The organism is Kribbella sp. NPDC049584 (genome assembly GCF_040675555.1).
Lineage (GTDB): Bacteria > Actinomycetota > Actinomycetes > Propionibacteriales > Kribbellaceae > Kribbella.
The window spans coordinates 514,297-538,973 of the sequence record NZ_JBFAPF010000001.1 but is presented as its reverse complement, the minus strand read 5'-3'; the positions used below and the strand labels follow the sequence as shown (position 1 = coordinate 538,973).

Annotated in this window: 27 protein-coding genes; 14 read left to right on the top strand and 13 right to left on the bottom strand. The window is 67.7% G+C overall.

Features of this window, described 5'->3' with window-relative positions; genetic code table 11:
- Positions 1 to 24: 24 nt before the first annotated feature.
- Positions 25 to 1,440 (top strand): M28 family peptidase, encoded by a 1,416-nt coding sequence (locus AB0J62_RS02650; protein ID WP_363863535.1) that lies wholly within the window; start codon positions 25 to 27, stop codon positions 1,438 to 1,440.
- Here AB0J62_RS02650 and AB0J62_RS02645 read toward each other — a convergent pair.
- On the bottom strand, positions 1,437 to 1,925 hold the full coding sequence (locus tag AB0J62_RS02645) for a hypothetical protein (RefSeq protein ID WP_363863532.1): 489 nt from the start codon (positions 1,923 to 1,925) through the stop codon (positions 1,437 to 1,439). The two genes, AB0J62_RS02650 and AB0J62_RS02645, sit on opposite strands and share 4 nt — an antisense overlap.
- 100 nt (positions 1,926 to 2,025) lie before the next feature.
- Positions 2,026 to 3,177, bottom strand: a complete 1,152-nt coding sequence (locus AB0J62_RS02640) for a phosphotransferase (RefSeq protein WP_363863529.1) — start codon at positions 3,175 to 3,177, stop codon at positions 2,026 to 2,028.
- Between the two features lie 54 nt (positions 3,178 to 3,231).
- On the opposite strand from AB0J62_RS02640, the gene AB0J62_RS02635 reads away from it, so the two are divergent.
- The 3 genes from AB0J62_RS02635 to AB0J62_RS02625 all read left to right on the top strand — a co-directional run bounded on the left by AB0J62_RS02635 (position 3,232) and on the right by AB0J62_RS02625 (position 5,847).
- Complete coding sequence (locus AB0J62_RS02635; protein WP_363863526.1) at positions 3,232 to 3,681, top strand: MarR family winged helix-turn-helix transcriptional regulator; 450 nt, start codon at positions 3,232 to 3,234, stop codon at positions 3,679 to 3,681.
- Positions 3,682 to 4,552: 871 nt separating this feature from the next.
- The gene (locus AB0J62_RS02630) at positions 4,553 to 5,476 is read left to right on the top strand and encodes a phosphotransferase (protein WP_363863523.1); all 924 of its coding nucleotides are present in this window, start codon (positions 4,553 to 4,555) and stop codon (positions 5,474 to 5,476) included.
- 41 nt (positions 5,477 to 5,517) lie between these two features.
- Positions 5,518 to 5,847, top strand: coding sequence for a hypothetical protein (locus tag AB0J62_RS02625; RefSeq protein WP_363863519.1), 330 nt, complete (start codon positions 5,518 to 5,520; stop codon positions 5,845 to 5,847).
- 505 nt (positions 5,848 to 6,352) lie between these two features.
- On the opposite strand, the gene AB0J62_RS02620 is transcribed toward AB0J62_RS02625, so the two are convergent.
- Entirely contained in the window at positions 6,353 to 7,048 is a 696-nt protein-coding gene (locus AB0J62_RS02620) for a hemolysin III family protein (RefSeq protein WP_363863516.1), read from the bottom strand.
- Positions 7,049 to 7,308: 260 nt separating this feature from the next.
- Here AB0J62_RS02620 and AB0J62_RS02615 point away from each other — a divergent pair, with 260 nt between their 5' ends.
- From AB0J62_RS02615 to AB0J62_RS02605, 3 genes are all read left to right on the top strand, one after another.
- Entirely contained in the window at positions 7,309 to 8,088 is a 780-nt protein-coding gene (locus AB0J62_RS02615) for an isoprenyl transferase (protein ID WP_350862406.1), read from the top strand.
- A gap of 441 nt (positions 8,089 to 8,529) precedes the next feature.
- Positions 8,530 to 9,861, top strand: a complete 1,332-nt coding sequence (locus AB0J62_RS02610) for a PhoH family protein (RefSeq protein ID WP_130440316.1) — start codon at positions 8,530 to 8,532, stop codon at positions 9,859 to 9,861.
- A 182-nt stretch (positions 9,862 to 10,043) separates the two neighbouring features.
- Positions 10,044 to 10,742 (top strand): hypothetical protein, encoded by a 699-nt coding sequence (locus tag AB0J62_RS02605; RefSeq protein ID WP_363863511.1) that lies wholly within the window; start codon positions 10,044 to 10,046, stop codon positions 10,740 to 10,742.
- A gap of 1 nt (position 10,743) precedes the next feature.
- Here AB0J62_RS02605 and AB0J62_RS02600 read toward each other — a convergent pair whose 3' ends face one another.
- Positions 10,744 to 11,466 carry an SDR family oxidoreductase gene (locus tag AB0J62_RS02600; RefSeq protein WP_363863508.1) on the bottom strand — a complete coding sequence of 241 codons (723 nt, stop codon included), beginning with the start codon at positions 11,464 to 11,466 and terminating at the stop codon, positions 10,744 to 10,746.
- Positions 11,467 to 11,558: 92 nt separating this feature from the next.
- On the opposite strand from AB0J62_RS02600, the gene AB0J62_RS02595 reads away from it, so the two are divergent.
- From AB0J62_RS02595 to AB0J62_RS02575, 5 genes are all read left to right on the top strand, one after another.
- Complete coding sequence (locus tag AB0J62_RS02595) at positions 11,559 to 12,203, top strand: hypothetical protein (protein ID WP_363863505.1); 645 nt, start codon at positions 11,559 to 11,561, stop codon at positions 12,201 to 12,203.
- A gap of 82 nt (positions 12,204 to 12,285) precedes the next feature.
- Positions 12,286 to 13,689 (top strand): class II fumarate hydratase, encoded by a 1,404-nt coding sequence (locus tag AB0J62_RS02590; protein WP_363863502.1) that lies wholly within the window; start codon positions 12,286 to 12,288, stop codon positions 13,687 to 13,689.
- An 8-nt stretch (positions 13,690 to 13,697) separates the two neighbouring features.
- Positions 13,698 to 14,363 (top strand): DUF402 domain-containing protein, encoded by a 666-nt coding sequence (locus AB0J62_RS02585; RefSeq protein WP_363863499.1) that lies wholly within the window; start codon positions 13,698 to 13,700, stop codon positions 14,361 to 14,363.
- The gene (locus tag AB0J62_RS02580; protein ID WP_363863496.1) at positions 14,363 to 14,881 is read left to right on the top strand and encodes a hypothetical protein; all 519 of its coding nucleotides are present in this window, start codon (positions 14,363 to 14,365) and stop codon (positions 14,879 to 14,881) included. The genes AB0J62_RS02585 and AB0J62_RS02580 overlap by 1 nt, the downstream gene beginning before the upstream one ends.
- Before the next feature lie 57 nt (positions 14,882 to 14,938).
- Positions 14,939 to 15,097 (top strand): hypothetical protein, encoded by a 159-nt coding sequence (locus tag AB0J62_RS02575; protein ID WP_166679636.1) that lies wholly within the window; start codon positions 14,939 to 14,941, stop codon positions 15,095 to 15,097.
- A gap of 211 nt (positions 15,098 to 15,308) precedes the next feature.
- Here the strand turns inward: AB0J62_RS02575 and AB0J62_RS02570 are convergent, their stop codons facing one another.
- Both AB0J62_RS02570 and AB0J62_RS02565 read right to left on the bottom strand, forming a co-directional pair.
- A complete protein-coding gene (locus tag AB0J62_RS02570) occupies positions 15,309 to 16,973 on the bottom strand; it encodes a fumarate hydratase (RefSeq protein WP_363863493.1) in 1,665 nt (554 codons plus the stop codon).
- 90 nt (positions 16,974 to 17,063) lie between these two features.
- The gene (locus tag AB0J62_RS02565; protein ID WP_363863490.1) at positions 17,064 to 17,387 is read right to left on the bottom strand and encodes a hypothetical protein; all 324 of its coding nucleotides are present in this window, start codon (positions 17,385 to 17,387) and stop codon (positions 17,064 to 17,066) included.
- A gap of 120 nt (positions 17,388 to 17,507) precedes the next feature.
- On the opposite strand from AB0J62_RS02565, the gene AB0J62_RS02560 reads away from it, so the two are divergent.
- A complete protein-coding gene (locus AB0J62_RS02560; protein WP_363863487.1) occupies positions 17,508 to 18,188 on the top strand; it encodes a DUF1707 domain-containing protein in 681 nt (226 codons plus the stop codon).
- On the opposite strand, the gene AB0J62_RS02555 is transcribed toward AB0J62_RS02560, so the two are convergent.
- Genes AB0J62_RS02555 through AB0J62_RS02540 form a run of 4 tightly spaced genes read right to left on the bottom strand, consistent with a single transcriptional unit; the run spans position 18,181 to position 21,330 of the window.
- Positions 18,181 to 18,678 carry a hypothetical protein gene (locus AB0J62_RS02555; protein WP_363863484.1) on the bottom strand — a complete coding sequence of 166 codons (498 nt, stop codon included), beginning with the start codon at positions 18,676 to 18,678 and terminating at the stop codon, positions 18,181 to 18,183. The two genes, AB0J62_RS02560 and AB0J62_RS02555, sit on opposite strands and share 8 nt — an antisense overlap.
- The gene (locus tag AB0J62_RS02550; RefSeq protein WP_363863481.1) at positions 18,650 to 19,180 is read right to left on the bottom strand and encodes a hypothetical protein; all 531 of its coding nucleotides are present in this window, start codon (positions 19,178 to 19,180) and stop codon (positions 18,650 to 18,652) included. The genes AB0J62_RS02555 and AB0J62_RS02550 overlap by 29 nt, the downstream gene beginning before the upstream one ends.
- Positions 19,181 to 19,237: 57 nt before the next feature.
- Entirely contained in the window at positions 19,238 to 20,014 is a 777-nt protein-coding gene (locus AB0J62_RS02545) for an ATP-binding cassette domain-containing protein (RefSeq protein ID WP_363863478.1), read from the bottom strand.
- Positions 20,002 to 21,330, bottom strand: coding sequence for a 2-isopropylmalate synthase (locus tag AB0J62_RS02540; RefSeq protein WP_363863475.1), 1,329 nt, complete (start codon positions 21,328 to 21,330; stop codon positions 20,002 to 20,004). Before AB0J62_RS02540 ends, AB0J62_RS02545 begins: the two co-directional genes overlap by 13 nt.
- A 182-nt stretch (positions 21,331 to 21,512) precedes the next feature.
- On the opposite strand from AB0J62_RS02540, the gene AB0J62_RS02535 reads away from it, so the two are divergent.
- The gene (locus AB0J62_RS02535) at positions 21,513 to 22,181 is read left to right on the top strand and encodes an FCD domain-containing protein (protein ID WP_363863472.1); all 669 of its coding nucleotides are present in this window, start codon (positions 21,513 to 21,515) and stop codon (positions 22,179 to 22,181) included.
- Here the strand turns inward: AB0J62_RS02535 and AB0J62_RS02530 are convergent.
- From AB0J62_RS02530 to glpX, 3 genes are read right to left on the bottom strand one after another with little or no spacing between them, the layout of a single operon-like run.
- The gene (locus AB0J62_RS02530; RefSeq protein ID WP_363863469.1) at positions 22,178 to 22,648 is read right to left on the bottom strand and encodes a hypothetical protein; all 471 of its coding nucleotides are present in this window, start codon (positions 22,646 to 22,648) and stop codon (positions 22,178 to 22,180) included. The two genes, AB0J62_RS02535 and AB0J62_RS02530, sit on opposite strands and share 4 nt — an antisense overlap.
- A gap of 1 nt (position 22,649) precedes the next feature.
- Positions 22,650 to 23,597, bottom strand: coding sequence for a carbohydrate kinase (locus tag AB0J62_RS02525; protein ID WP_363863466.1), 948 nt, complete (start codon positions 23,595 to 23,597; stop codon positions 22,650 to 22,652).
- A 5-nt stretch (positions 23,598 to 23,602) separates the two neighbouring features.
- Complete coding sequence (gene glpX / locus AB0J62_RS02520) at positions 23,603 to 24,637, bottom strand: class II fructose-bisphosphatase (RefSeq protein ID WP_363863463.1); 1,035 nt, start codon at positions 24,635 to 24,637, stop codon at positions 23,603 to 23,605.
- Between the last annotated feature and the right edge of the window lie 40 nt (positions 24,638 to 24,677).

Sequence of the window (24,677 nt, the reverse complement as noted above, 5' to 3'; positions counted from 1 at the left end):
CCTTTGGCCGAAGGAGATCGGTCCATGCAGAAACTCCTCGTCGCCGCGCTAGGCACCGCACTGGCGGCCGGCGCGCTGATTGCCCAAGGCAACGTCGCTACCGCGGCGGAGTCACCGGACATTTCGGTCACCAACACCAAGGCTCACCTCGACCAGCTGCAGTCGATTGCCACCAGCAACGGTGGTAACCGGTACACGGGCCGGCCCGGATACAAGGCGTCGGCCGACTATGTGAAGGCCAAGCTCGACGCGGCCGGCTACACCACAACACTGCAGTCGTTCAGCACTTCGGCGGGTACGTCGTACAACGTGATCGCGGAGTGGCCGCACGGCGACGCGAACCACGTGGTGATGACCGGCTCGCACCTGGACAGCGTCAGCGCCGGTCCGGGGATCAACGACAACGGCTCAGGCAGCGCCGGCGTACTAGAAACCGCCCTCGCTTACGCTGCCAGCGGCCAAACCCCCAGGAATCGCCTGCGTTTCGGGTTCTGGGGTTCCGAGGAGCTCGGGCTGCTCGGTTCGAAGTACTACGTGAACAACCTGCCGGCCGCCGAGCGGGACAAGATCGAGTTGTACCTGAACTTCGACATGATCGCGTCGCCGAACCCGGGGTACTTCGTGTACGACGACAACCCGGCCGGCAACGGCGCTCGTGACGACCTGGTCTCGTACTTCACCGGCAAGAGCGTGCAGACCGAGTTCATCGACGTACAGGGCCGCTCCGACCACGCGGCGTTCCGTTCGTTGGGGATTCCAACGGCAGGGACGTTCTCCGGCGCCGAGGAGACGAAGACGTCCGCCCAGGCGGCGAAGTGGGGAGGTACTGCGGGGCAGGCGTTCGACCCGTGCTACCACAGGTCCTGCGACACGATCAGCAACCTGGACCTGACCTCGCTGGACCGCCAGATCGATGCCATCGGCTACATGATCTGGACGTACGCGCAGAAGGACTACACCGGCGGCCCGCCGCCGGCCGGTGACAACCTCCTGCAGAACCCAGGCTTCGAGTCCGGTACGGCGAACTGGACGGGGACGAGCGGCGTGATCACCAGCAACACTGGTCGCCCGGCCCGCACCGGGACCTGGAAGGCCTGGCTGCAGGGGAACGGCCGCAGCAGCACCGAGAACATCGGCCAAGCGGTGACGATCCCGGCCTCGGCGACGGCGTCCGCGTTGTCGTTGTGGATCCGGATCGACTCCGCCGAGACCACGTCGTCGACCGTGTACGACACGGTCAAGGTGCAGGTCGTCAACGGCTCGACGACGACCACGCTCGCGACGTACTCGAATCTGAACAAGAGTACGTCGTACGTGCAGAAGACGCTCGATCTCTCGCCGTACAAGGGAAAGACGGTCACGGTGAAGTTCGTCGGCCAGGAGGATTCGTCCTTGCAGACAAGCTTCGTGATCGACGATGTCGCGGTGACCGCGTCCTAGATCTTCGTGCAGAGCTTGCCCGGTGGGATGGCGGCTTCGGTGAGCAGCTTGTTCACCGGGGCCGCCAGCGGCTTGACCTTCGGATCCTCGATCCGGGCAGTTTTCCCGTTCGCCGTGACCGCAAGGATCATGTCGTCGGGGTGCTTGGTCGTCGGCTTGGTCGCGACCAGACTGGCCCAGTCGACCTGCTGAGCGGCCGCGGTGATGGTCGCCAGCAAGCTCGGGTCCAGCTTGCACCGGATCGTTTCCTTGCCGCGCCCGCTCACCGTCGCGACGCCGTCGGGGCTGATCTGCACCCGGTCGTCGAAACCCGCGAATCCGCCGGTGCGGCTTACGGTCAACGGCAGGCCGGCGCCGACCGGCGTGGACTGTGTCACGCTCGCGGTCGGCAGCGTCGGCGCTGACGGAGTCGGGGTTGTGGGGGAGCCGGCGGAACCGGACTCGTTACCGCACCCGCTCAGCACGAGTCCGGCCGTCACTGTCATGGCTGCCACTGCTGCGTATCTGCTCAGGTTCGTCACGCACTATGGATACCCGGAGGCGCGGCGTTCGTTGCAGCTGTGACACGACTGAAATGTTCCGCTTTCAGACCACAGGTGAGACCAGGTCGACCATTGCGCGGGTCAGCTGGACACGCTGCTCGAACAGCTCCTTCGACGCGTCGGACTTGCCGAGCAGCTCCAGCGGCAGTGCGGTGAACGCTGCACGGACGAGGAGCGAGCCCAGGTACCCGTACAGCACCTCTTCCTCGGACACCTGCATCCCCTCGGCCTTGAGCCCGTCCTGGAACGACTTGAGGATGACTTTGTGCACCGCGGGCAGCGCCTCCGGTGCCAGCTCGCCGGCGTGCGCCAGCCCGATCAACAGCTGTCCCAGGTCGAACCCGACGGCCTGCGGGCAGTCGAAGCCCCAGTCGATCACCACGAACTCGTCCGGCTTGTCCCGCGGCACGAGCAGGTTCTGCGGGCTCGCGTCTCCGTGCTGGTAGCACTGCGGCAATGCCTCGAGCGCATCGAGTACTGCGGGGAGGCGCTCGCCCAGCTCGAGCAGATCGTCGCGTAGGCCGTGCTCGCCCAGGTTGCAGACCGCTGCACTCAGCAGTGGCTGCTTCCACGTCTGGGGGTCCGCCAGCGCGGGCAGTGCGGCACGGCGTACCCGGCCTTCGGAGTAGAAGCGCAGTCCGATGCCCGGAGTGGTGACGTGGTCGCGGGGGAGGAACGGCTCGACCAGGTGCGGCTGACGGCGCGCGGAGAGTCGGCCCAGCAGGTACGCCGCGCGCTCGAACCGGTCGATCGGCCACGGACCCCACTCCTGTACGACGTTCTCCATCCACAGGGTGGCGCGATCGTCGTCGTACACGTCGATCCGGTACGCCGCCGGCAGCCGCATGCCCTCGGGGAGGAGGTCGGCGATGTCGCTCCGGTGGACGGCGATCTCGAGCTGCCACGGCAGGTTGTGGATGAAGAGAGCGCGGAACTCCTCGGGCAGCAGGTGCATCATCGGCCAGTACCGCACCGACTGGAACTTCTTCACGAAGCAGGACCACTCGACACCGTTGGACCTACCGAAGACCCGGTTGAGGGACTCGGTGCTCGGCGTACCGATCGGGTAGTCGACCGGCTCGACGCGGACGTCGGCGGGCACGGCCTGTGGATCGCCCGTGATCGTCCGGACCAGGGCGGTGAATTCGTCGTCGGGCAGGGCATCTCGCCCCAGCGGTTCGAGTGCGGTGATCATGATTCCCCCCAAAGAAGTAAAGCCCCCTTACCAACGGCATAGTAAAGTGGCTTTATGACTTCCGTCAACGACGTTCCGGGCCGGGTGCAGGGACCGTGGTCCGGACACATCGCCGGCCTGCTCGGAGCCGCCCTGAAGCGCATCCGGGAGGAGATCCTGGCCAGCTCGGAGGAGCTCTACCCGGGCCTCCGGGTCTCGCACTACCGCCTGCTCGAGATGATCCCGCCCGACGGCGCCCGCATCACCGACCTGGCCGAGGTTGCGGTCATGACCAAACAAGGCCTCGGCCAACACGTCGACTACCTCCAACGCCTCGGCTACGTCGAATCCGACCGCCTCCGCGCCGACCGCCGCGTCCGCCTCGTCCGCCGCACCCCGAAAGGCGACGAAGCAGCCGCCTACAGCCAAGCCGCCATCGAACGAGTCGAACAAATCTGGTCGGCCCGCCTGGGCCCCGCCCGCTACGAAGCCCTACGAGACACCCTCCGCGAACTCGGCAGCTAACTCGCCCGGCAAAGGACGCACCTTCGGCGCGGCTGTCTTATTAGCCGGCTCCGCCGACGTACGAGCTGGGCAGTTGGCTCGCCTGGTTCGCCGCGGAAAGGACACGCCTTCGGCGCGGCTGTTCTTCTGGCCGGCTCCGCCGGCGCGCTGAGCTGGTCGGGTGCTGAGCGCATTCGGCGAGGTGGCGCACGTCCGGGGTGTGGTCACGCGCGTTGACGACAGGCCTGCGGCTCGGGCAAAGGACGCGCCTTCGGCGCGGCTGTCTTGTAGGCCGGCTTCGCCGGCGTACGAGCTGGTCAGCGAGCTCGCCTGGTTCGCCGCGGAAAGGACGCGCCTTCGGCGCGGCTGTCTTGTTGGCCGGCTTCGCCGGCGTACTGAGCGGGTGGGGTGCTGAGCGCTTTTGGCGAGGTGGCGCACATGCGGGGTGTGGTTACGCGCGTTGACGACGGGCCTGCAGCTCGGGCAAAGGACGCGCCTTCGGTGCGGCTGTCTTGTTGGCCGGCTTCGCCGGCGTACTGAGCGGGTGGGGTGCTGAGCGCTTTTGGCGAGGTGGCGCACATGCGGGGTGTGGTTACGCGCGTTGACGACGGGCCTGCAGCTCGGGCAAAGGACGCGCCTTCGGTGCGGCTGTCTTGTTGGCCGGCTTCGCCGGCGTACTGAGCGGGTGGGGTGCTGAGCGCTTTTGGCGAGGTGGCGCACATGCGGGGTGTGGTTACGTGTGTTGGCGACACGCGTGCAGGTCGGGCAGAGGACGCGCGTTCGGTGCGGCTGTCTTGTTGGCCGGCTTCGCCGGCGGGCTGAGTGGGTCCCTCCGGTCGCGCGTCGGACAATCCCGGTGCATCGGTGAGCTCCGCGGCCTAGAGTGCGTCGGGTGGATCTTTCGCATCTCGGTACGCCGACCGGGCCGATGATCCGTGTCCACGGTGGGTTCGCCAACCGGATGTACCGGCTCGACACCGACCAGGGGTCGTTCGCGGTGAAGGAGTTGAACCTGGTCGACCGCCGCTGGGTGTATCGGATCGAGGACGTGTTCAGGTTCGAGCGGGCAGCCTTCGCCGCCGGCGTTCCGATGCCGGAGCCGATCTCGGCCGGCCAGCATGTGCTCGTGCACCGGTGGGTCGACGGGGAGAATGTTCCCGAAGCGCCGGTGTCGGCGGCGTACGCGTTCGAGATCGGTGAGATCCTCGCTCGCCTCCACGGGCTGGACGTCGAGTGGACTGACATGTCGACCGAGGATCCGATGCCACGGGACTGGCCCGAGCTCGCAGAGCGGGCCGCGGCGACCGGGCAGCCGTGGGCCGAGGAACTCGCCTGCCAGGTCGAGACGTTTCTCGCAATCGCGTACTTCGTCGACACCTGCGAACGGCCGGGCCCCGTCGTACTGACCCACAAGGACATCCAACCGTGGAATCTGCTCGCTCGCGACGGTCGGCCGGTACTGCTGGACTGGGAGCTCTCGGGGAGGCTCGATCTGGCCGGTGAGCTCGGCTCAACCGCTCTGAGCCTGTCGAAGGGACCGGGCTTCGACGACATCCAGCCGACCATCTTCCGTTCGGTCCTCGACGGCTATGTCGCAGGGGGTGGAGCGCTGCCGCCGTCGGGCCCGAGTTGGTTCGTGTTCATGCTCAGCGGCTGGCTGGGGCACACGAGGTGGAACGTCCTCCGCTGCCTGGCCGGTGTCGAGGTGGGTACAGGCCCCGATCTCGCGCTGTCACACGAGTCCGTACGCAATGGCCTGCACGGTCTGCCCGACATGTTCAGCCGTCTACCAGAGCTCGAGACGCTGCTCGTCTGACCGTCCGCCAAAGTCCGTCTGCTCGTGTCAGAATGCCGGGCATGGGTGGATTGTCGTTGCGGTCTGAAGACTCGTTTCTTTCGATCGCGAGCCGCGGATCGATCCTGTCGATCGGTTCGGTCGGGTCGGTGCTGAGCATCGGCTCGGTCGGCTCTGCGCTGTCGGTCGCGTCAGTCGGATCGACTCTGTCCGCCTTCTCTGCCGGCTCGGTGCTCTCCGTCGGTTCAGCACTCTCAGCCCGCTCCCGCTGGTCGTTGCTGAGCAGCGACGGCGATCGCGAAGTACTGAAGGCACCTCCCCGCGCCGCGTTTCGTGCAGGCGCCGGGGTCGCGCTCGTCGTACTCCTGGCGGCCTTCAGCCACAGGCTCTAGAAGTTTCCCGCGCGTCGGCTGAGCCGATAGCTCGATCGAAGAACGCGCGGTTGCGTAGCCGCGCAGGTCTTCCTCGGCGACATACCAGCGCACGCGGCACCACGCTCCTCCGAGCAGAGCACGCCACCCCGCCACGACAGTCCACGAGCCAGCAAGCCCGCCCCTGGCCGAGTTCACTCAGCTGCCCCCACGACGCTCAGCTCGCGACGGCTCAGCTCACGACGGCTCAGCTCACGACGGCTCAGGCCACGACGCTCATCTCGGCTACACATAGCCCCGCCGAACGCGTCAGCCGCACGCTGGGATCTGCGCGCCGGCGGAGCCGGCCAACAAGTCAGCCGCGCCGGAGGCGTGTCCGATGTGCGTTGGCCTGTCGTTGCGGCTCGCTTGCTGGAGCACCATTTTGACGGGACGATCCTGCGCCCCGGCGGAGCCGGCAATAGGTCAGTCGCGCCGGAGGCGTGTCCTTTCGGCTTGTTCCTCCACCGGAGGCGTGTCCGATTTACTAGCCGGCGTGGTACGTCGCGATGCTGACGGCTATGTAGTGGCAGATGAAGGCGGCCACGGTGAAGGCGTGGAAGATTTCGTGGAAGCCGAACCAGCGGGGTGAGGGGTTCGGGCGCTTGGTGGCGTAGACGACTGCGCCGAGGGAGTACAGCCCGCCGCCGACAGCGATCAGTGTGACGACCGCGGCGCCGCCGGCGTGGTAGATGTCGCCCATCCAGAAGATGGCGACCCAGCCGAGTGCTAGGTAGATCGGCGTGTAGATCCAGCGGGGTGCGCTCAGCCAGAAGATGCGGAACAGGATGCCGAGGGCGGCGCCGCCCCAGACGAGGCCGAGCATCAGGACGCGGTCCTTGCCGTGCAGGAGAACCATCCCGAGCGGGGTGTAGGTGCCGGCGATCAGCAGAAAGATGTTGCTGTGATCAAGGCGGCGCAGGACCGCCTCGCCGGTCGGACCCCAGTAGAAACGGTGGTACAGGGCGGAGATGCCGAACAGCAGCATCGCGGCGGCGGTATAGACCGCGGCAGCCAAGCGCGCGTTCGCATGCGGGGCCAGGCAGATCAGGACGATGCCGGCGGCGGTGGCGACGGGGAACGTTCCGGCGTGCAGCCATCCGCGGAGCTTCGGTTTGAGTGGTCCGAGCCGGCCGGAGAGCCGGTGACCGAGTTCCTGGGGCTGGGCTCCGGTAGCGGTCATCGCCGTCCTTTCGAGAGTTGCCGGGCGGGTTGTACCTACGCAACCGTAACCTACGGAACCGTAGGTTGTATGGGTCGGAAGGATGAAATGTAGGCGACGTCACGCCGTCGGCGCACCAGTACCCGGGGGTTCGACGCACGAACCGCGAGGATAGTTCGGCCTTCCTGACAGCTTCCTGTGAGGCACTCCGAGGGCTCTCACCCGCACCGTGATGTGGGCTAGCCTCGTGACCGAGAGTCTTTGAGGAGAGCAACCTGCCCATGCGGACACCTGGCAAGCAGAAGCTGCGCGACGCGGTCTACGGTCTGTATGAACGCCGGCTGATGCGATCGCTGTCGCCGGACCGGATCCCGCGGCATATCGGCGTCATCATCGACGGCAACCGCCGCTGGGCCCGTCAGGTCGGCGACCCGGTGTCACGCGGCCACGAGGCCGGGGCGAACAAGATCTCCGAGTTCCTCGAGTGGTGCGACGACGTCGGCGTCAAGGTCGTCACGGTGTGGATGCTGTCCACCGACAACCTGACCCGCCCGGCCGACGAGCTGGAGCCGCTGCTGCGGATCATCGAGCAGACCGTCGAGGAGCTGACCGCGATCGGCCGCTGGCGGATCCACCCGGTCGGCGCGCTCGACCTGCTCCCCGGCAGTACTGCGGAGGTCCTGAAGGCCGCCGAGACCGCGACGCACGACAACGAGGGCCTGTTCGTCAACGTCGCCGTCGGGTACGGCGGACGTCGCGAGCTCGCTGACGCCGTCCGCTCGCTGCTTCTCGAGGAAGCCGCGAAGGGCATGTCGATCGAGGAGCTGGCCGACCGCGTCGACGTCGAGCACATCGCCCGGCACCTGTACACGAAGGGTCAGCCGGACCCGGACCTGGTCATTCGTACGTCGGGTGAGCAGCGTCTCGGTGGTTTCCTGCTCTGGCAGAGCGCGCTGAGCGAGTTCTACTTCTGCGAAGCGCTCTGGCCGGACTTCCGGCACGTCGACTTCCTCCGCGCCATCCGGAGCTACGCCCAGCGAGAGCGCCGCTTCGGCACGTGACGCCCCGTCCGCAGCCCGCACACGTCGTACGGCGGCACCGGAAGTAGGCGTACGTCGCCGTACCGAGCGCCGCTCCTCATGTACCGAGCGTGCTCCCTCGGGTGGTTGAAGGCGTGTAACGCCGTGTTAACCCCGTGGCCGGGCGTGTCGGGCTGCGCCGTTTGCGGGGGGCTCCTACTCTGGCAGAGACGGTCGGAGGGGAAGCCGGCTGTCACGGGAGGCCCGATCAGTTTGAGAATCTCGTTCCAGCCGGTTGCCCCATGAGGGGCCGAACGGAGTCCCCGAGACCTGAGGTCTCGAACTCACTGATCGCCGTTGCCGCTCCTGCGGCGGCGCGGACGGGGTCAACACCGGACCCCGAGGGCGGCACCCGACCCATCACCTAACCACTGGCGGGCCGGGGCGAGGGTGTACGTCACGGCCTAGAAGAGGACGTGCGACATGGCCATCCACGCCAAGGCGTCAAGTACCTCATCAACACCGGACCAGCGCACCTTCGTGCTGGACACCTCGGTGCTTCTGTCGGACCCGCACGCGATGCTGCGGTTCGACGAGCACGAAGTGGTCGTTCCGGTGGTCGTTGTCACCGAATTGGAGGCCAAACGGCATCACCCGGAACTCGGCTACTTCGCCCGCACCGCGCTGCGACTGCTCGACGAGCTCCGGATCCTGCACGGACGTCTGGACGCGCCCCTGCCAGTGGGGGAGAAGGGTGGAACTCTCCGGGTCGAGTTGAACCACACCGACCCGGAGACGCTGCCGGCCGGTTTCCGGCTCGGTGACAACGACAGCCGGATCCTGGCCGTGGCCTGCAACTTCATGGCCGAGGGCAAGGATGTGACGCTGGTCTCGAAGGACCTGCCGATGCGGGTGAAGGCGTCGGCGTGCGGGCTGCAGGCCGAGGAGTACCGCGCTGAGCTGACCCTGGAGTCCGGCTGGACCGGGATGGCCGAGCTCGAGGTCGAGACGCACGTCGTGGACGACCTTTACGAGAACGGCTCCGTGGAGCTGCCGCAGGCGGGCGAGTTCCCGACGCACACCGGTCTGGTGATGCTGTCAGACCGTGGCAGTGCGCTCGGCCGGGTGATGCCGGACAAGCGGATCCGGCTGGTCCGCGGCGACCGGGAGGCGTTCGGGATCCGCGGGCGGTCCGCCGAGCAGCGGGTCGCGCTCGACCTGCTGCTGGACCCCGATGTCGGGATCATCTCGCTCGGCGGCCGCGCCGGTACCGGTAAGTCCGCGCTGGCCCTGTGCGCCGGCCTGGAGTCGGTGATGGAGCGCAGGCAGCACAAGAAGGTCATCGTGTTCCGGCCGCTGTTCGCGGTCGGCGGGCAGGAGCTCGGGTACCTGCCGGGCACCGAGTCCGAGAAGATGGGGCCGTGGGCGCAGGCCGTCTACGACACGCTCGGCGCGCTGACCAGCGGTGATGTGATCGACGAGGTGATGGACCGCGGCATGCTCGAGGTGCTGCCGCTGACCCACATCCGTGGCCGGTCGCTGCACGACGCGTTCGTGATCGTGGACGAGGCCCAGTCGCTGGAGCGGAACGTGCTCCTGACCGTGCTGTCGCGGGTCGGGGCGAACTCGCGGGTCGTGCTGACCCACGACGTCGCCCAGCGGGACAACCTGCGGGTCGGCCGGCACGACGGCGTGGTCGCGGTGGTCGAGCAGCTGAAGGGTCACCCGCTGTTCGCACACGTCACCCTGACCCGCTCGGAGCGCTCGCCGATCGCGGCTCTCGTCACCGAGATGCTCGACGATCTGCAGCTGTAAGGAGTGTTCGCGTTATTGGGTCATAACTTTCTGTAAAGCGGAGGTAAGGATTCCGCGCTCGGTGCGGTCGCCACGCTGGCGGCCGCACCGTTCGTTTGTGACCTGCTTGTGATCACGCACGGTTTACGTCAGAGTATGTTCTCGTTGCAGCCGACGGGGGTCGGGTTTTCTCGGAAGGACAGATGAAAGCGAAGCGCTCCGTCGCGGCTCTCGCAGTAACAGGAGTCGCCGTCGTCTCCGTTGTCGCGGGTATCGACCTCTTCAGCTCCCCCGGGAGCAGCAGTGCGTCGGAGAAGGTCTCAGGGCGAGCTGAGATGGCCGTCATCAACAGCGGGAAGGTGCTCTCCAGCGCCGCCACGCCGTCGGCCGCCCCGAAGTCGACCAGCTCTGCCGCGGACGAGGCCGCCGACGCGATCCGGATGCGGAACCAGGTCGAGTTGATCACCGCAGCCCAGGATGCGGCCGACGTCAAGATGAAGGCCAAGAACGCCGCACTGCGCCGGTACGAAGCGCTGGCGAAGGCCGACCGCTCGGTCCAGGAGGAGCGGGCCAGCCGCGACGCCGAGCGGAAGAAGTACGAGGGCACGCCCAAGGAGGTCGCGATGAACCTCCTGCCCGACCACGGCTGGAGCCAGAGCCAGTTCAGCTGCCTGGAGAAGCTCTGGAACAAGGAGTCGCGCTGGAAGGTCAACGCCGACAACCCGTCGTCGACGGCGTACGGCATTCCGCAGGCGTTGCCCGGCAACCGGATGGCGGCGTACGGCAAGGACTGGCGCACCAACCCGGTCACCCAGATCAAGTGGGGCCTGGACTACATCGAGGCCACCTACGGATCCCCGTGCTCCGCTTGGGGTCACTCCCAGGCCAGGGGCTGGTACTGAGCTACCAGGCGATCGGGCCGTTCTCGTCGTAGAAGCCTCCGGTGGGGCCGTCGGCGGTGAGAGTCGCGTACCTGACGACGACGGCAGCGCCCTGCGCCGCCGTACGCTCAGCGCTGGGGGACATGTCGGTCTTGGTGAAGCCTGGATTGACTGCGTTGACCTTGATCGGTGTCTCCCGCAGTTCGCTCGCGAAAGCGACCGTCACAGCGTTGACCGCCGATTTTGACGTGTTGTATGCGAGTCCGTTCCACTCCGGCCGCCAGTCCGGTCCACTGACCAGGGCAAGGGATCCGGCGCCGGACGAGAGGTTCACGATCCGGCCGGCCTCAGCCCTGCGCAGCAACGGCAACGCTGCTTGCGTGACCGCGACCAGGCCGAACACGTTGGTCTCGTAGACACGCCGCAGTACGTCGACCGGCACTTCACTCGGCGGACCTTCGGGCAAGGCGATACCGGCGTTGTTGACGAGCACGTCGAGCCGTCCGTGCTGCTGATCGATCAGGCGGATCCCGGCCGCGACGCTGTCCGGATCGCCGACGTCCATGACGACGTACGACGCCTGTGCCCCGTCGGAGCGGAGCTTCTCCGCTGCGATACGGCCGCGGTCCTCGTCGCGCGAACCGAGGACCACGCAGTGATCCAGTTGGGTCAACTGCCGGGCGACCTCGAAGCCGATGCCTTTGTTGCCGCCGGTAACCAGTGCAACCTTGCCGCTGTCTGTCACGCGCGTCCCTCGGCGTAGGGTGTTGGTCCGCGTCCGGGAGGCCGGCGCGAAGGAGGACACCATTTTTACCATCGACTGCGACGGTGTTTGAGGTGGCGGAGATCGCTCGGGCCAGCAGTGAGCGGGGTGAGCTCGTACTGCGGCGCCGTGACGACGGGGCGCTGGAGTTGCGCGTGAATGGCGTCTTCGTGATGGACGACCAGGAGACCTCCAGCGAGGAATTGCTGGCTTCGGCTGCGCTGGAGGCGGTACGGCGGCCTGAGCGGGTGCTCGTCGGCGGGCTGGGACTCGGTTACACGGTCCGCGCGCTGCTGGCGGACTCGCGTCTCGGCCAGGTGATCGTCGCCGAGATCGAGCCGGACCTGGTGTCCTGGATGCGCTCGGGGCTGATCCCGTCGGTCCTCGATGACTCTCGGGTCGGCGTGGTGGTCGGCGACGTGCGCACGGTCGTCACGGAGCTGCCCGACGCGTCCGTCGACGCGATCCTGCTCGATGTCGACAACGGGCCGGACTTCCTTGTGTACAACGAGAATTCGGCCATCTACACCTCTGGCTTCCTCGCCACCTGCCAGGCGAAGCTGCGCGCCGAGGGCGTCCTCACCGTCTGGTCGTCGTCCTCATCTGCTGCCTTGGAGTCGGCCGTCACAACGGTCTTCGGCAAGTGTCAGGTCACTGCCGTCCCGGTCCGCCTGCAGGACCGGGACGAGACCTATTACGTCTATCAGGGTAGCTCGTAGTCCAACGCATTCCGCCTGTGTCGTTGTCCACAGCTTGTCGATCAGGGCGTTCCGGCGACGCTCAGCGACGTACTCTGCAGGTATGGGTGATGACGTGGAATTCAGGATCGAGCACGACACGATGGGCGAGGTCAAGGTTCCTCGCGACGCGTTGTGGCGAGCGCAGACGCAGCGCGCGGTGGAGAACTTCCCGATCTCCGGGCGGCCGCTCGCGCCGGCGCTCGTGCACGCGCTGGCACAGATCAAGGCTTCGGCCGCGGTGGTGAACGCCTCACTCGGCGTGATCGACGCGGACCGGGCGGACGCGATCGTTGCCGCGGCGGACAAGGTCGCCGCGGGGGAGTTCGACAACGAGTTCCCGATCGACGTCTTCCAGACCGGCTCGGGTACGTCGACGAACATGAACGCCAACGAGGTCCTGGCCACCCTCGCCACCCGCTCGCTCGGCGACGACGTGCACCCGAACGACGACGTCAATGCGTCCCAGTCGAGCAACGACACGTTCCCGTCGGCGATCCACGTCGCCGCGACCGCAGGCGTCGTGCAGGAGCTGTTGCCGGCGCTCGAACACCTCGCGGATTCCCTGTCTCGTAAGGGATCTGAGTTCGCCGACGTGGTGAAGTCCGGGCGGACGCACCTGATGGACGCGACGCCGGTGACGCTCGGCCAGGAGTTCAACGGGTATGCGCAGCAGATTCGCCGGGGGGCCGCGCGGGTGCGGGCGACCCTGCCGAGGGTCGCCGAGTTGCCGCTGGGCGGGACGGCGGTCGGCACCGGCATCAACACGCCGCCCGGGTTCGCCGCCGCGGTCATCACCGAGCTCAACCGGCGGACCGGTCTGGAGTTGACCGAGGCCGAGGACCACTTCGAGGCGCAGGGTGCTCGCGACGGACTCGTTGAGCTGTCAGGGCAACTGAAGACGGTCGCCGTCAGCCTGACGAAGATCTGCAACGACCTGCGCTGGATGGGATCCGGCCCGCGCGCCGGCCTCGGCGAGATCTCGCTGCCCGACCTGCAGCCGGGCTCGAGCATCATGCCCGGCAAGGTGAATCCGGTGATCTGCGAGGCGACGCTGATGGTCGCCGCCCAGGTGATCGGCAACGACACCGCGATCACCGTGGCCGGTGCCGGAGGCAACTTCGAGCTCAACGTGATGCTCCCGGTGATCGCACGCAACCTGCTCGAATCCATCACCCTGCTGGCGAACAGCTCACGCCTGCTCGCGGACCGTTGCGTCGACGGCATCACCGCGAACGTCGACCACGCCCGCGCGCTGGCCGAGTCGTCGCCGTCGATCGTGACGCCACTCAACCGCTACATCGGCTACGAGAACGCCGCCGCTGTGGCCAAGAGTGCTTTGAAACAAGGGAAAACGATCCGCGAGGTCGTGATCGAGAACGGTCACGTCGAGAAGGGAGACCTGACCGAGGAGCAGCTGGACGCGGCCCTCGACGTACTCTCCATGACCCGCCCGGCCGAGTCGTGACCCAGGAGATGACACAGTTCTGGGAGCCGGGGACAACGATCGAGTGGGTGTACGAAGGGACCGGGAGGCACGCGGACAAGCCGAACGTGCGGCCGATGACGGTCGTGCGTGACGACGCGGACGGGCTGGTCTCCTGGCTCGCGCCGGGTACGCCGTTGCTCAAACCGGTCCTCCTCGACGGGCGCGAGACACGGCACGCCGGTCCCGTCGGGATGTTCACCGAGGAGCGGGTGCTGAAGCTCGACGTCTGGCGCGGCACCGGGATCCTCAAGGTCTCGCCGTCCGGGAAGCCCTGGTCGGTCTGGTACTTCTGGGGCGACGACGGGACGTTCCACGGGTGGTACGTGAACCTCGAGCGGAAGCATGTCCGCGACTGGGCAGCCCGCCATATCAGCACTGTCGATCACGTGCTCGACCTGTGGATGAAGCCCGACCGCACCATCGAGTGGAAGGACGAGGACGAGCTGGAGGGAGCGGTCACCGCCGGACGCTTCACGGCGGCCGATGCGGAGCGCATCGTTGGTGACGCCCACGCCGCTATCCGCGACATCGAGGCCTGGACGTCCCCGTTCTCCGACGACTGGCAGTTCTGGACTCCACCGCCCACCTGGCGCGTGCCGGCCGCGCCGACGACCCACCAGCCGACCTTGATCGCGGAGGAGCTACACAGCTGATGCCCCGGGCCTTGCTCCTCACCGGAGGCAGTGGTGTCGGCAAGACCACCACCGCCCAGGCGATCGGTGGTGTGCTGACGGGTGCCGGCCACACCACCGGCGTACTGGACCTGGACGCCGTCGCGCAGTTCGGCGGTCCTCGACGACCCACGCCGGATTCCGGCCTGCGCTTCAGCGACCACCTGCGCATCGATAACCTGGCCGCGGTCTGGCGAACGTACCGAGCGGCGGGCGCCGACTTCCTGATCGTCAGCGGCCCGGTCTTCTCGGCTCAACTCCGCGCCGCCTACACCGCTGCGCTGCCCGACTGTGCGGTGCAGGTGGTGCGGATCGTCACGGCGCCCGAGCTGATCGACGCTCGCACCCGCAGTACCCGCGGTCCGGAGTGGGATCTCGCCACGGCCCTTGCCTTTGCCGAGACCCATCAGCCGATCGAGGACTTCGCCGTCCGCAACGACGGCGAGGTGGCGGACACGGCGGCCGAGATCCTCAGGCTGGTGGGTTGGCCGGGAGGCTGACAACACAGGTGGGTCACGAGCGGTTGCAACTCGGGCGGATGGGCTTAGCTTGGGAGTATGTACACCATCGAATTGGAGGCTGAGGAGCTGCAGCTCGTCCGCGCGGCGCTTGGGTCCTACCTGCAGGCGTTCGGCCACAACGAAGCAGATCTCGTCAAAGCCACCCGCGTCCTGCTGGCAAAGCTCCCCGAGCAGATCGAGACCAAGGCCGGCTGAGGTCACTCCTCCAGCGGTTCCAGCACGGCGACGGGGCCCGTACGCCGTGCCTCCGTCGCGAACCGGCCCGCGCCCGGATCCGATTCCCGACCCGCAGATCCGCTCCACCCCGATCCCGAGGGTGGAGCGGTCAGCTCAGTAGCTCAGCTCCGCGGACGCACGGTCAGCGGGTCCGGCTTGCGGGTGTGCTTCCACCAACTGATTGTTTCTTTCAGCTGCGGGGACGCGCGGTCAGGGGGATCGGCTTGCGGGTGTCGGTGAAGAAGTCGTTGCCCTTGTCGTCGACCACGATGAAGGCTGGGAAGTCCTCGACCTGGATCTTCCACACGGCTTCCATCCCGAGCTCGGCGTACTCCAAGACATCGACGGACTTGATGCAGTCCTGGGCCAACCGCGCCGCCGGGCCGCCGATGGAGCCGAGGTAGAAGCCGCCGTGCTCCTTGCACGCCGCCGTCACCTTCGCCGACCGGTTGCCCTTGGCAAGCATCACGAAAGACCCGCCGGCCGCCTGGAACTGGTCGACGTAGGCGTCCATCCGCCCCGCCGTCGTCGGCCCGAACGACCCGGACGCGTATCCCTCGGGGGTTTTCGCCGGCCCCGCGTAGTACACCGCGTGATCGCGCAGGTACTGCGGCATCTCCTCGCCCGCGTCCAGCCGCTCTTTGATCTTCGCGTGCGCGATGTCGCGCGCCACCACCAGCGGCCCGCTCAGTGACAGCCGCGTCTTCACCGGCAGCTTGGACAGCTCCGCGCGGATCTCGCTCATCGGCCGGTTCAGATCGATCCGTACGACGTCACTCGCGTCGTCGAGGTGCTCGTCGGTGGTGTCCGGCAGGAACCGCGCCGGGTCGCGCTCGAGCTGCTCCAGGAACACACCCTCCGGCGTGATCTTCGCCAGCGCCTGCCGGTCCGCCGAGCACGACACCGCGATCGCGACCGGGCAGGACGCGCCGTGCCGCGGGAGGCGGATCACGCGGACGTCGTGGCAGAAGTACTTCCCGCCGAACTGCGCGCCGATCCCGAACTCCTGCGTCAGCTTGAAGACCTCCTCCTCCAGCTCCACGTCCCGGAACCCGTGTCCCAGCGGCGATCCCGTGGTCGGCAGCGTGTCGAGGTAGTGCGCGGAGGCGTACTTCGCGGTCTTCAGCGCGTACTCCGCCGACGTACCGCCGACCACGACCGCGAGGTGGTACGGCGGGCAGGCCGCCGTACCGAGCGAGCGGATCTTCTCGTCCAGGAACTCCATCATCCGCGACGGGTTCAGGACCGCTTTCGTCTCCTGGTACAGGAACGACTTGTTGGCCGAGCCGCCGCCCTTGGCCATGAACAGGAACTTGTACGCCGGGTCGCCGCCGCCCGGCGTGGAGTACAGCTCGATCTGGGCCGGCAGGTTCGAGCCGGTGTTCTTCTCGTCCCACATGGTCAGCGGAGCCATCTGCGAGTAGCGCAGGTTCAGCTTGGTGTACGCGTCGTACACGCCGCGGCTGATCCACTCCTCGTCGACCGCGCCGGTCAGCACGCCCTCGGACTTCTTGCCCATCACGATCGCGGTGCCGGTGTCCTGACACATCGGGAGTACGCCGCCGGCCGAGATGTTCGCGTTCTTCAACAGGTCGAGCGCGACGAACCGGTCGTTCCCGGACGCCTCCGGGTCGTCGATGATCCGCCGCAGCTGGGCCAGGTGCGCGGTCCGCAGGTAGTGCGAGATGTCGTGCATCGCCTCCGCGGTCAACGCCTGCAGCACCTCGGGCTGCACCTGCAGGAACGTCCGGTCGCCCGCCGTGAAAGTGCTGACACCTTCCGTCGTCAGCAGCCGATACTCCGTCTCGTCAACACCCAACGGCAACAGATCGGAGTAGTTGAAGTCGGCAGACACCGCACATACCTCCAGGAGGAGTGGACTGAACGGCCAAAGCCTAGTTCTCCCCGCCCGACTTGCCGACGCGACCTCCGTCTCACCCTGCTGTCAGGCAACCCTTATCCCACGCACCACCCGCCAGGCACCCTTCACCTCGAACCCGAGTGCCAGGCGGTGATACGCCCGCTGGTATCCGCTCCAGTTCTTGGTCAGTCGGTTCGGCTGCTCGGGAACACGATCCCGGAGCGCCAGCGACAGCGTGGTGATCGTGAGTATGCCGACGGCGAAGATGACGAGGGGAGCGCCGCCCCAGGACCCGTCGCTGGTCCATTCCAGGATGAAGAGCCACAGGACACCCACGTAGGTCGTCGGCAGGGCGATCAGATACGTGGCGGCCAGCGCACGCCCCAAGGCTCCTTCAGGCCAGGTCATGGTCGTCAGTATGAGGCCGGATCAGGGTTCTGGTCAGGGGTGAATCGGGGGAGAAACCTGGCGGCGGGTGGGGCGCTGCGCGCGTATGGTTTTGGGGTGGCTCAGGATGACGTTCCCCAGGTGAACCGACCGCAGGATGCCGTGCCCTCGCAGGCGGCGACCGGTGACGAACTGGCGTTGCGGCGGCGGGTGTCCGACCTCGAGCGGGAGGAGGTCGCCGACGTACTGCGGGAGGCCGCGGGCGAAGGCCGGTTGTCGTACGGCGAGCTGGAGGAGCGGCTCGAGACGCTGTACGGCTCCAAGACGTACGGCGAACTCGTCCAGCTGACCGCCGACCTGCCGAACGGTCCGCGCGCTCCGGGTACGGCGGGCGTCCCGTCGGTCAGCCCGCAGTACAGCGGCGCGATGGTCGAGACCGGGCCCGTGATCAACGTGTTCATGTCCGAGACCAAGCGGATGGGCAACTGGCTCGTCCCGCAGCGGCAGGAGGTGAACGCGGTCCTCGGCGACGTCACGCTGGACTACACCGAGGCGCAGATCCCGTACGACGACATCCAGGTCGACGTGAAGTCGATCCTCGCCGACGTGAAGATCCGCGTGCCCGCGAACGCGATCGTCCTGCTCGACAGCAACCCGATCCTGGGCTCCGTCTCCGAACAGGAAGCCGGCCTCAAAGCGGTTCCGGACCCGAACTCGCAGCCCACCGCCCCGAAACGCTTCCACATCCGCGGCACCGCCATCCTCGGCGAGATCAAAATCAAACGAGGTCCCCGCCTGAGCAAGCGCCTGGGCCTCACCTAGGCGCCGTACGGCGGTGTTCCTCGAGCAGGTCGACCAGCCAGTTCCGGAACGCGACCACATTGCGTACATGCTGCTGGTCGAGGCGGAGTTTCCTCCGGCGGGCGTTGGATACGACGGCGAATGAGCGGTCGCCTGGTGGTCCGTCCAACTCGTCGATGGTGTCGACCTCGCTCCATGACACGAACCGTCTGCGTCCGCGCCGGACGCCGGTGGTGTCGACTGTCAGTGTCGGGCGGCGGGTCACTAATTTCCAGCCGCTGACGGACAGCCCGATCAGGACCGCGGTCGTGACGACGATGGCCACGATGCGCAGCGCGCCGCCGGTCTTCAGGGCGTGGGGTAGGTCGGCGATCGCCAGCAAGATCAAGAGAATGAAGGCAGACCGGGTCTGCCGGAGCAGCGGTTGGCGCCGCAGGGGGAACACGACTCGTCCGGTCCGCCGCAGTTCGGCGGTCCAGACCTCAGTCGGCCCGTCGCCGATCGCTGCCATCGTTGTCCTGCGTGGTTTGTGTACGGCGCTGCTCCTCGAGCACCTCTTCGAGCCAGGCGCGGAACGACTGGAGGTCGTTGATGTGTTGCCGGCTGAGGACGAGGTCCTTGGCCCAGACGTTCCTCGAATGGATCGGTAGTTGGCGGACCGGGTTCTGGCCGCGGATCAGGCCGATGGAACCGACGTCGGTCCACGGCATGAAGCGACGGCCGGAACGGACACCGCGTCGGTCCACGACGACGTACGGGCGTTGGGTGATGAACTGCCAGGTGAGGGCGATCGCGACGCCTGCATACCCGACGATGGCCAAATAGCCGAGGTATCGCCAGGCGCCGTCGTCGAGCATGTCCGGCAGCCGGCTCATCAACAGCAGCGACGGCCCCAGCGCCAGAGAGAGCGGGAACTGCACGAACGACCAGCGGCGTAGCGGGAACTCCACCCGCCCGTTCCGGTGCAGCTCCACGATCCATGCCTCTGGCAGCCGCTCACCCATGACCGCCATGCCGACCCCCAGCGTCGTGCCTCCGCCCCCGGAGCGGAACCACTGTAGTGCAAGCGGTCAGCGGCGTCCCGCGGTTGCCGTCCAGCGGCCGGCGTGGTGGGTGATGGCTATTGGGTGGTTGAAGGTCGATGAGATCAGCGAGGTGGTGAGGACGTCGTGAGCGTCGCCGGCCGCCAGCACGCGGCCCTCGCGAAGGAGGGCCGCGTGAGTGGTGCAGGTCGGGAGTTCCTCCAGGTGGTGCGTTACCAGGAGCCAGGCCAGGTGGGGGTGAGTGGTGTGGATGTGGTTGAGGGTTTCGAGGAGTTGTTCGCGTGCGGCTACGTCGAGGCCGGTGGACGGCTCGTCCAGGAGCAGCAGTCGAGGATCGGCGATCAGAGCTCGGGCGATCAGGGCTCGTCCGCGTTCGCCTTGGGAGAGGGTGGTCCAGGGGGAGTGGGCCAAGTTGCCGACGCCCAGCAGATCGATCAGCTCGAGAGCACGGGACGTCTGTTCAGGCGTCGGTTCCCAGCGCGGCATGCGTTCGACTGTGCCGGTCAGACCGGTGAGGACGACGTCGACGATGGACAGCGGCGAGCGCAGCGGGTGCCGCGGGTTGACGTGCCCGATGGATTCTCGCAGGGTGCGGATGTCGACCGTCCCGAGTCGCTTCCCGAGGATCTCGACCGTGCCGCGGGTGGGGTGCGTGACCGCGCCGCAGAGGCTGAGCATCGTGCTCTTGCCCGCGCCGTTCGGGCCGAGCAGAGCCCACCGCTCACCTTCGCCGACCGTCAGCGAGACCCCGGACAGCAACAGTTTGCCGTCCCGGACGAAGTCGACATCTTTCAGTTCGAGCACCCGTAAACCTCCTCGTACAACGCCTTCAGCTCCTCCGCGCTCGCTTCGCGCCCGGTCTCGTCCGTACGCCGCTGCACATGCTGCGCGAACTCCCGTTCCTGTGCGGCCGAGAGCCGTACGCCGTACACGGACTCCAGTACGTGGGCGATCCCACCCTTGCCCGACTGGCTGTTGACCCGGACGACGGCCTCGTAGCCGCGCCCGACATCCGCCGGATCGATCGGTAGGTACGGCACGTCCCAGAAGCCATCGTCCTGTACGGCGAAACCCTTCCGGATCGCGTCCTGATGCGTCCCGGAGAAGGCCGTGTAGACGAGCTCCCCGACGTACGGGTGTCGAGGGTGGATCGGCATCCGCGTGCAATGCTCCACAACTGAACGGATCCGGTCGATGTCCGAGAAGTCGACCATCGGGTCCACGCCCTGCGCGTGCAGGTTGAGCGCGAGCGTCGCGATGTCCACGTTCCCGGTGCGTTCGCCGTTCCCGAAGATGCAGCCCTCGACCCGCTGCGCGCCCGCGAGGACGGCGAGCTCGGCGCAGGCGATCCCGGTGCCGCGGTCGTTGTGCGGATGCACCGACAGGATCACACCGTCGCGCCGAGGCAGGTTCTGGTGCATGTACTCGATCTGGTCGGCGTACACGTTCGGCGTCGCAACCTCGACCGTCGCCGGCAGGTTCATGATCACCGGCCGCTCCGGCGTCGCGTCCCACTGCTTGGTGAGGTGATCCGCCAGCTCGAGCACGTAGTCCGGCTCGGTCAGGTTGTACACCTCGGGCGAGAACTGGAACCGCACGGAATCGCCGGCCAACCGCAGGATCTCCTCGGATCCGGCGTAGATCATCGACGCCAGTTCGTCCCGGGTACGACGCAGTACGACGTCCCGCCACGTCGGCGCGGTCGCGGCGTACATGTGGATCACCACGTCGCCACGCATTCCGGCGACGGACTCGACCGTCCGGGTGATCAGATCCGCCCGGGCCGGGGTGAATACGACGATGGTGACATCAGCGGGCACGAGATCCGACTCGGCCAGCAACCGGACGAAGTCGAAGTCGGTCTGCGACGCGGACGGGTACCCGACCTCGATCTCTTTGTAGCCGATGGCAACCATCAGCTCGAAGAACTTCCGCTTGCGGGCCGGATCCATCGGCTCGGCCAGCGCCTGGTTGCCGTCGCGGAGGTCGACCGGCACCCACAGCGGCGCGGTGGTGATCCGGCGGTCCGGCCAGGTCCGGTCGACCGGCGCGACCGGGACCTTCGCGAAGATGTCGCGGTAGCGGTGGCTCGGCATGGGGGAGGGCTGTTGGCGGTTCATGGGGTGGTCCTTCCGGAGCGATGGGAGGACCGGCAGGCGAGTGCACTCCACGGAGGGAGCGCCGGTCGTCTCAGCTCCCGCCGTGGCGGCGAAGAAGGAGAAGACCCGAAAGCTTGCGCATGCCGAGCACGCTATCAACTCCTCAGACAAGCTGACAACCTGAGGTCTCGTAGAATGACCTAATGATTCGCCGTCACCCGCTGGCCGAGCAGGCCGCCGAGGAGCTGTTGCGCCGGATCGGGAGCGGTGAGTGGACGCTCGGCGAGAAACTGCCCGGCGAGACCACGCTGGCCGCGCAGCTGGGAGTCGGCAGGTCGACGATCCGCGAGGCCGTGCGGGAGCTCGCCGGCCGCCGTGTGCTCGAGAGCCGTCAGGGCGCGGGCGTGTTCGTCATCGCGCTACAGGCTGCTGAGGACTGGGACAAGGTGCTGCGGAAGGCCGACATCACCGACGTACTCGAGGGCCGGCTCGCGATCGAGACCGAAGGCGCCCGGCTCGCGGCATCCCGTCGTACTCCGGCCGACCTGAAGAACTTCCGCTATACGCTGACCGACCGCAAGCGCGCGGCGCTGAGCGCGCCGGACGACTGGTACATCGAGGCCGATATGGCGTTCCATCGCGCGGTCGTGGCTGCCGCACACAACGCCGTGCTCACGGAGCTGTTCGACTCGTTCGCGCCGCGGATCCGCCGGGCGATGATCGACATGCTCAAGCTCGACGACCAGCACCGCCACCGGCACGACCAGGCTGCCCACGCGGCGATCGCCGAAGCCATCCGCCTCCAGGATCCCGAGCTCGCCGCGGCCCGCTCCCGCGCGCACCTCAGCGCGGTCCGCAACACCCTCACCTAGTCGCGGTGCTGATCCAGGAGTGACCGCAGCCAGGGCGTGAGCGCTTCGAGGTCCTCGACGTTGTCCTGCGGGATCGAGATCGGGCGGGTACGGCGGTCCGCCGGGTTGACCTGCACCGTCCGGGCGAGCGGGAGACCGGTCGGCGCGTCGATGCTGGTGATGCCGGACCAGGGCAGGTTGCGGCCGCGGGTGATGCCTTCGGCGTCGATCGTGACGACCGGACGGTTCGTGATCAGCTGCCACGCGGTCAGCGCCGTACCGTAGACGAAGGCCGCGAGCGCTGTGAGCCGCAGTACGCCGAGCGCCCCGGACACGCCGTCAGCGCGCAGATGGTCGACGTTCGTCCAGGCGGACAGCACCATCAGCAGCGCGAACCCGATCAGCCGGACCGCCAGCCGGCCGCGACGTGGCGGGAACACCACGCTGCCCTTGGACTCCAGCTCGGACGTCCACGTCTCCGCCGACATGTCAGGCGCCCCACCGCGCAGCGTGCTCGGCCGCGGTCGGCGGGTCCGCGCCGTGCCGCGTGCAGGTGATCGCGGCAGCCTTCACCGCATAGTCCACGACGTCGTGCAGGGCCTCGGAGGTCAGCCCGGCCAGCCGACGCTCGCCGAGCAAGTCACGCTTGAGTAGACCGGTGATGAGCGCCGCCATCAGCGAATCGCCGGCTCCCACGGTGTCGACCACCTCGATCGCCGGCGCCTTCACCTCGACCTGCACGTCGCGGCCGATGCCGATCGCGCCCTCGCCGCCGCGCGTGATGACCACGCACTGCGTCCGCTCCTCGGTCAGCAGCTCCGTGGCAATCTCGTCGAGCGACACCCCGGGGCGGAAGAACGCGCAGTCCTCGTCGCTCAGCTTGACCAGGTCGGACAGCGCGGCCAGCTTCCGTACGGCGGCCCACGCGACCACCGGGTCCGGCGTGATCGCCGGACGCGCGTTCGGGTCCAGCGTGACCGTGACGGGCTGGTCGACCACCGATTCCAGGAACCGGTGGATCGCCGTCGCGCCGGGCTCGAGCATGGTCGCGATCGAGCCGGTGTGGATCGCCGGGCAACCGCGCCGCAGCGACAACGCCGGCGGATCCCAGGTCATGTCGAACTGGTACGTCGCCACGCCCTCGGCGTCCAGCGTTGCGGTCGCGGTGCTGGTCCGGAACCCGGGATCGACCGTCCCAGGAGCGAGCTGAACCCCGTTGCCGAACAGGTGCGCGCCGAGCAGGTCGCCGTACTGGTCGGTGCCGAAGCGCGCCACCAACTCGGTCGGCACGCCCATCCTGGCCAGTCCGACGGCAACGTTCGCCGCGAACCCGCCCGGGATCGCCTTGCCCTTCCCGTTCCCGTTGCGAGTGGTCTTTGCCGCGGCGTTGACGATGTCGACCAGCGCTTCACCGATGACGAGGACAGGTGCGGTCACGGGGCTCACCGGGCGTGCTCGAAGTCGATGGAGGAGTAGGCACGCAGCTTGGACAGCTGGTGCTCGCTCTCGATGCTGCGGATCGTGCCGCTGCGCGATCGCATCACCAGCGAGTGGGTCCGCGCAGTGGACCGCCCGTACCGGACGCCGCGGAGGAGTTCGCCGTCGGTGATCCCGGTCGCGACGAAGAAGCAGTCGTCACCGCTGACCAGATCGTCGGTGTCCAGCACCCGGTCCAGGTCGTGGCCGGCGTCGAGCGCCTTCTGCCGCTCGGCGTCGTCGCGCGGCCAGAGCTTGCCCTGGATCTTCCCACCGAGGCATTTCATCGCACAGGCGGCGATGATGCCCTCCGGCGTACCGCCGATGCCGAGCAGCATGTCCAGACCGGTGTCCGGCCGCGCCGCCTCGACCGCGCCGGCCACATCACCGTCGGAGATGAACTTGATCCGCGCGCCGGTCGCCCGGATCTGCGTCGCCAGCTCGTCGTGCCGCGGACGGTCGAGCAGTACGACGGTGACGTCGTCGACCGTGGAACCCTTGGCCTTCGCGACGCGGCGGATGTTCTCCGCGACCGGGAGCCGGATGTCGACGACCTCGGCCGCCTCCGGTCCGACGACGAGCTTCTCCATGTAGAAGACCGCGGACGGGTCGTACATCGAGTTCCGCGCGGAGACCGCCATCACCGCGATGCCGTTGTTCATGCCCTTCGCGACCAGCGTCGTACCGTCGACCGGGTCGACCGCGACATCGCACTCCGGGCCCTCGCCGGCGCCGACCTGCTCCCCGTTGAAGAGCATCGGGGCGTTGTCCTTCTCGCCCTCGCCGATCACCACCACGCCGTTCATCCCGACCGTGCCGATCAGCGTGCGCATCGCGTTCACCGCCGCGCCGTCGGCGCCGTTCTTGTCACCGCGGCCGACCCAGCGCCCCGCCGCCATCGCCGCGGCCTCGGTGACCCGGACCAGTTCGAGGGCGAGGTTCCGGTCGGGCGCATGCGCCTCGACCTCCAAGTGGGCCGGTGGGCTGGTCGGGTCGCTCATGCCAACGGATCGTAGCCAACGGGTCTGACCGGTGTTCGGG

Coding starts and splice junctions, on each gene's coding strand:
- AB0J62_RS02650 (WP_363863535.1), top strand. CDS start 25: ATGCAGAAACTCCTCGTCGCCGCGCTAGGCACCGCACTGGCGGCCGGC.
- AB0J62_RS02645 (WP_363863532.1), bottom strand. CDS start 1,925: ATGACAGTGACGGCCGGACTCGTGCTGAGCGGGTGCGGTAACGAGTCC.
- AB0J62_RS02640 (WP_363863529.1), bottom strand. CDS start 3,177: ATGATCACCGCACTCGAACCGCTGGGGCGAGATGCCCTGCCCGACGAC.
- AB0J62_RS02635 (WP_363863526.1), top strand. CDS start 3,232: ATGACTTCCGTCAACGACGTTCCGGGCCGGGTGCAGGGACCGTGGTCC.
- AB0J62_RS02625 (WP_363863519.1), top strand. CDS start 5,518: ATGGGTGGATTGTCGTTGCGGTCTGAAGACTCGTTTCTTTCGATCGCG.
- AB0J62_RS02620 (WP_363863516.1), bottom strand. CDS start 7,048: ATGACCGCTACCGGAGCCCAGCCCCAGGAACTCGGTCACCGGCTCTCC.
- AB0J62_RS02615 (WP_350862406.1), top strand. CDS start 7,309: ATGCGGACACCTGGCAAGCAGAAGCTGCGCGACGCGGTCTACGGTCTG.
- AB0J62_RS02610 (WP_130440316.1), top strand. CDS start 8,530: ATGGCCATCCACGCCAAGGCGTCAAGTACCTCATCAACACCGGACCAG.
- AB0J62_RS02605 (WP_363863511.1), top strand. CDS start 10,044: ATGAAAGCGAAGCGCTCCGTCGCGGCTCTCGCAGTAACAGGAGTCGCC.
- AB0J62_RS02590 (WP_363863502.1), top strand. CDS start 12,286: ATGGGTGATGACGTGGAATTCAGGATCGAGCACGACACGATGGGCGAG.
- AB0J62_RS02585 (WP_363863499.1), top strand. CDS start 13,698: ATGACACAGTTCTGGGAGCCGGGGACAACGATCGAGTGGGTGTACGAA.
- AB0J62_RS02580 (WP_363863496.1), top strand. CDS start 14,363: ATGCCCCGGGCCTTGCTCCTCACCGGAGGCAGTGGTGTCGGCAAGACC.
- AB0J62_RS02575 (WP_166679636.1), top strand. CDS start 14,939: ATGTACACCATCGAATTGGAGGCTGAGGAGCTGCAGCTCGTCCGCGCG.
- AB0J62_RS02565 (WP_363863490.1), bottom strand. CDS start 17,387: ATGACCTGGCCTGAAGGAGCCTTGGGGCGTGCGCTGGCCGCCACGTAT.
- AB0J62_RS02555 (WP_363863484.1), bottom strand. CDS start 18,678: ATGGCAGCGATCGGCGACGGGCCGACTGAGGTCTGGACCGCCGAACTG.
- AB0J62_RS02550 (WP_363863481.1), bottom strand. CDS start 19,180: ATGGCGGTCATGGGTGAGCGGCTGCCAGAGGCATGGATCGTGGAGCTG.
- AB0J62_RS02540 (WP_363863475.1), bottom strand. CDS start 21,330: ATGAACCGCCAACAGCCCTCCCCCATGCCGAGCCACCGCTACCGCGAC.
- AB0J62_RS02535 (WP_363863472.1), top strand. CDS start 21,513: ATGATTCGCCGTCACCCGCTGGCCGAGCAGGCCGCCGAGGAGCTGTTG.
- AB0J62_RS02530 (WP_363863469.1), bottom strand. CDS start 22,648: ATGTCGGCGGAGACGTGGACGTCCGAGCTGGAGTCCAAGGGCAGCGTG.
- glpX (WP_363863463.1), bottom strand. CDS start 24,637: ATGAGCGACCCGACCAGCCCACCGGCCCACTTGGAGGTCGAGGCGCAT.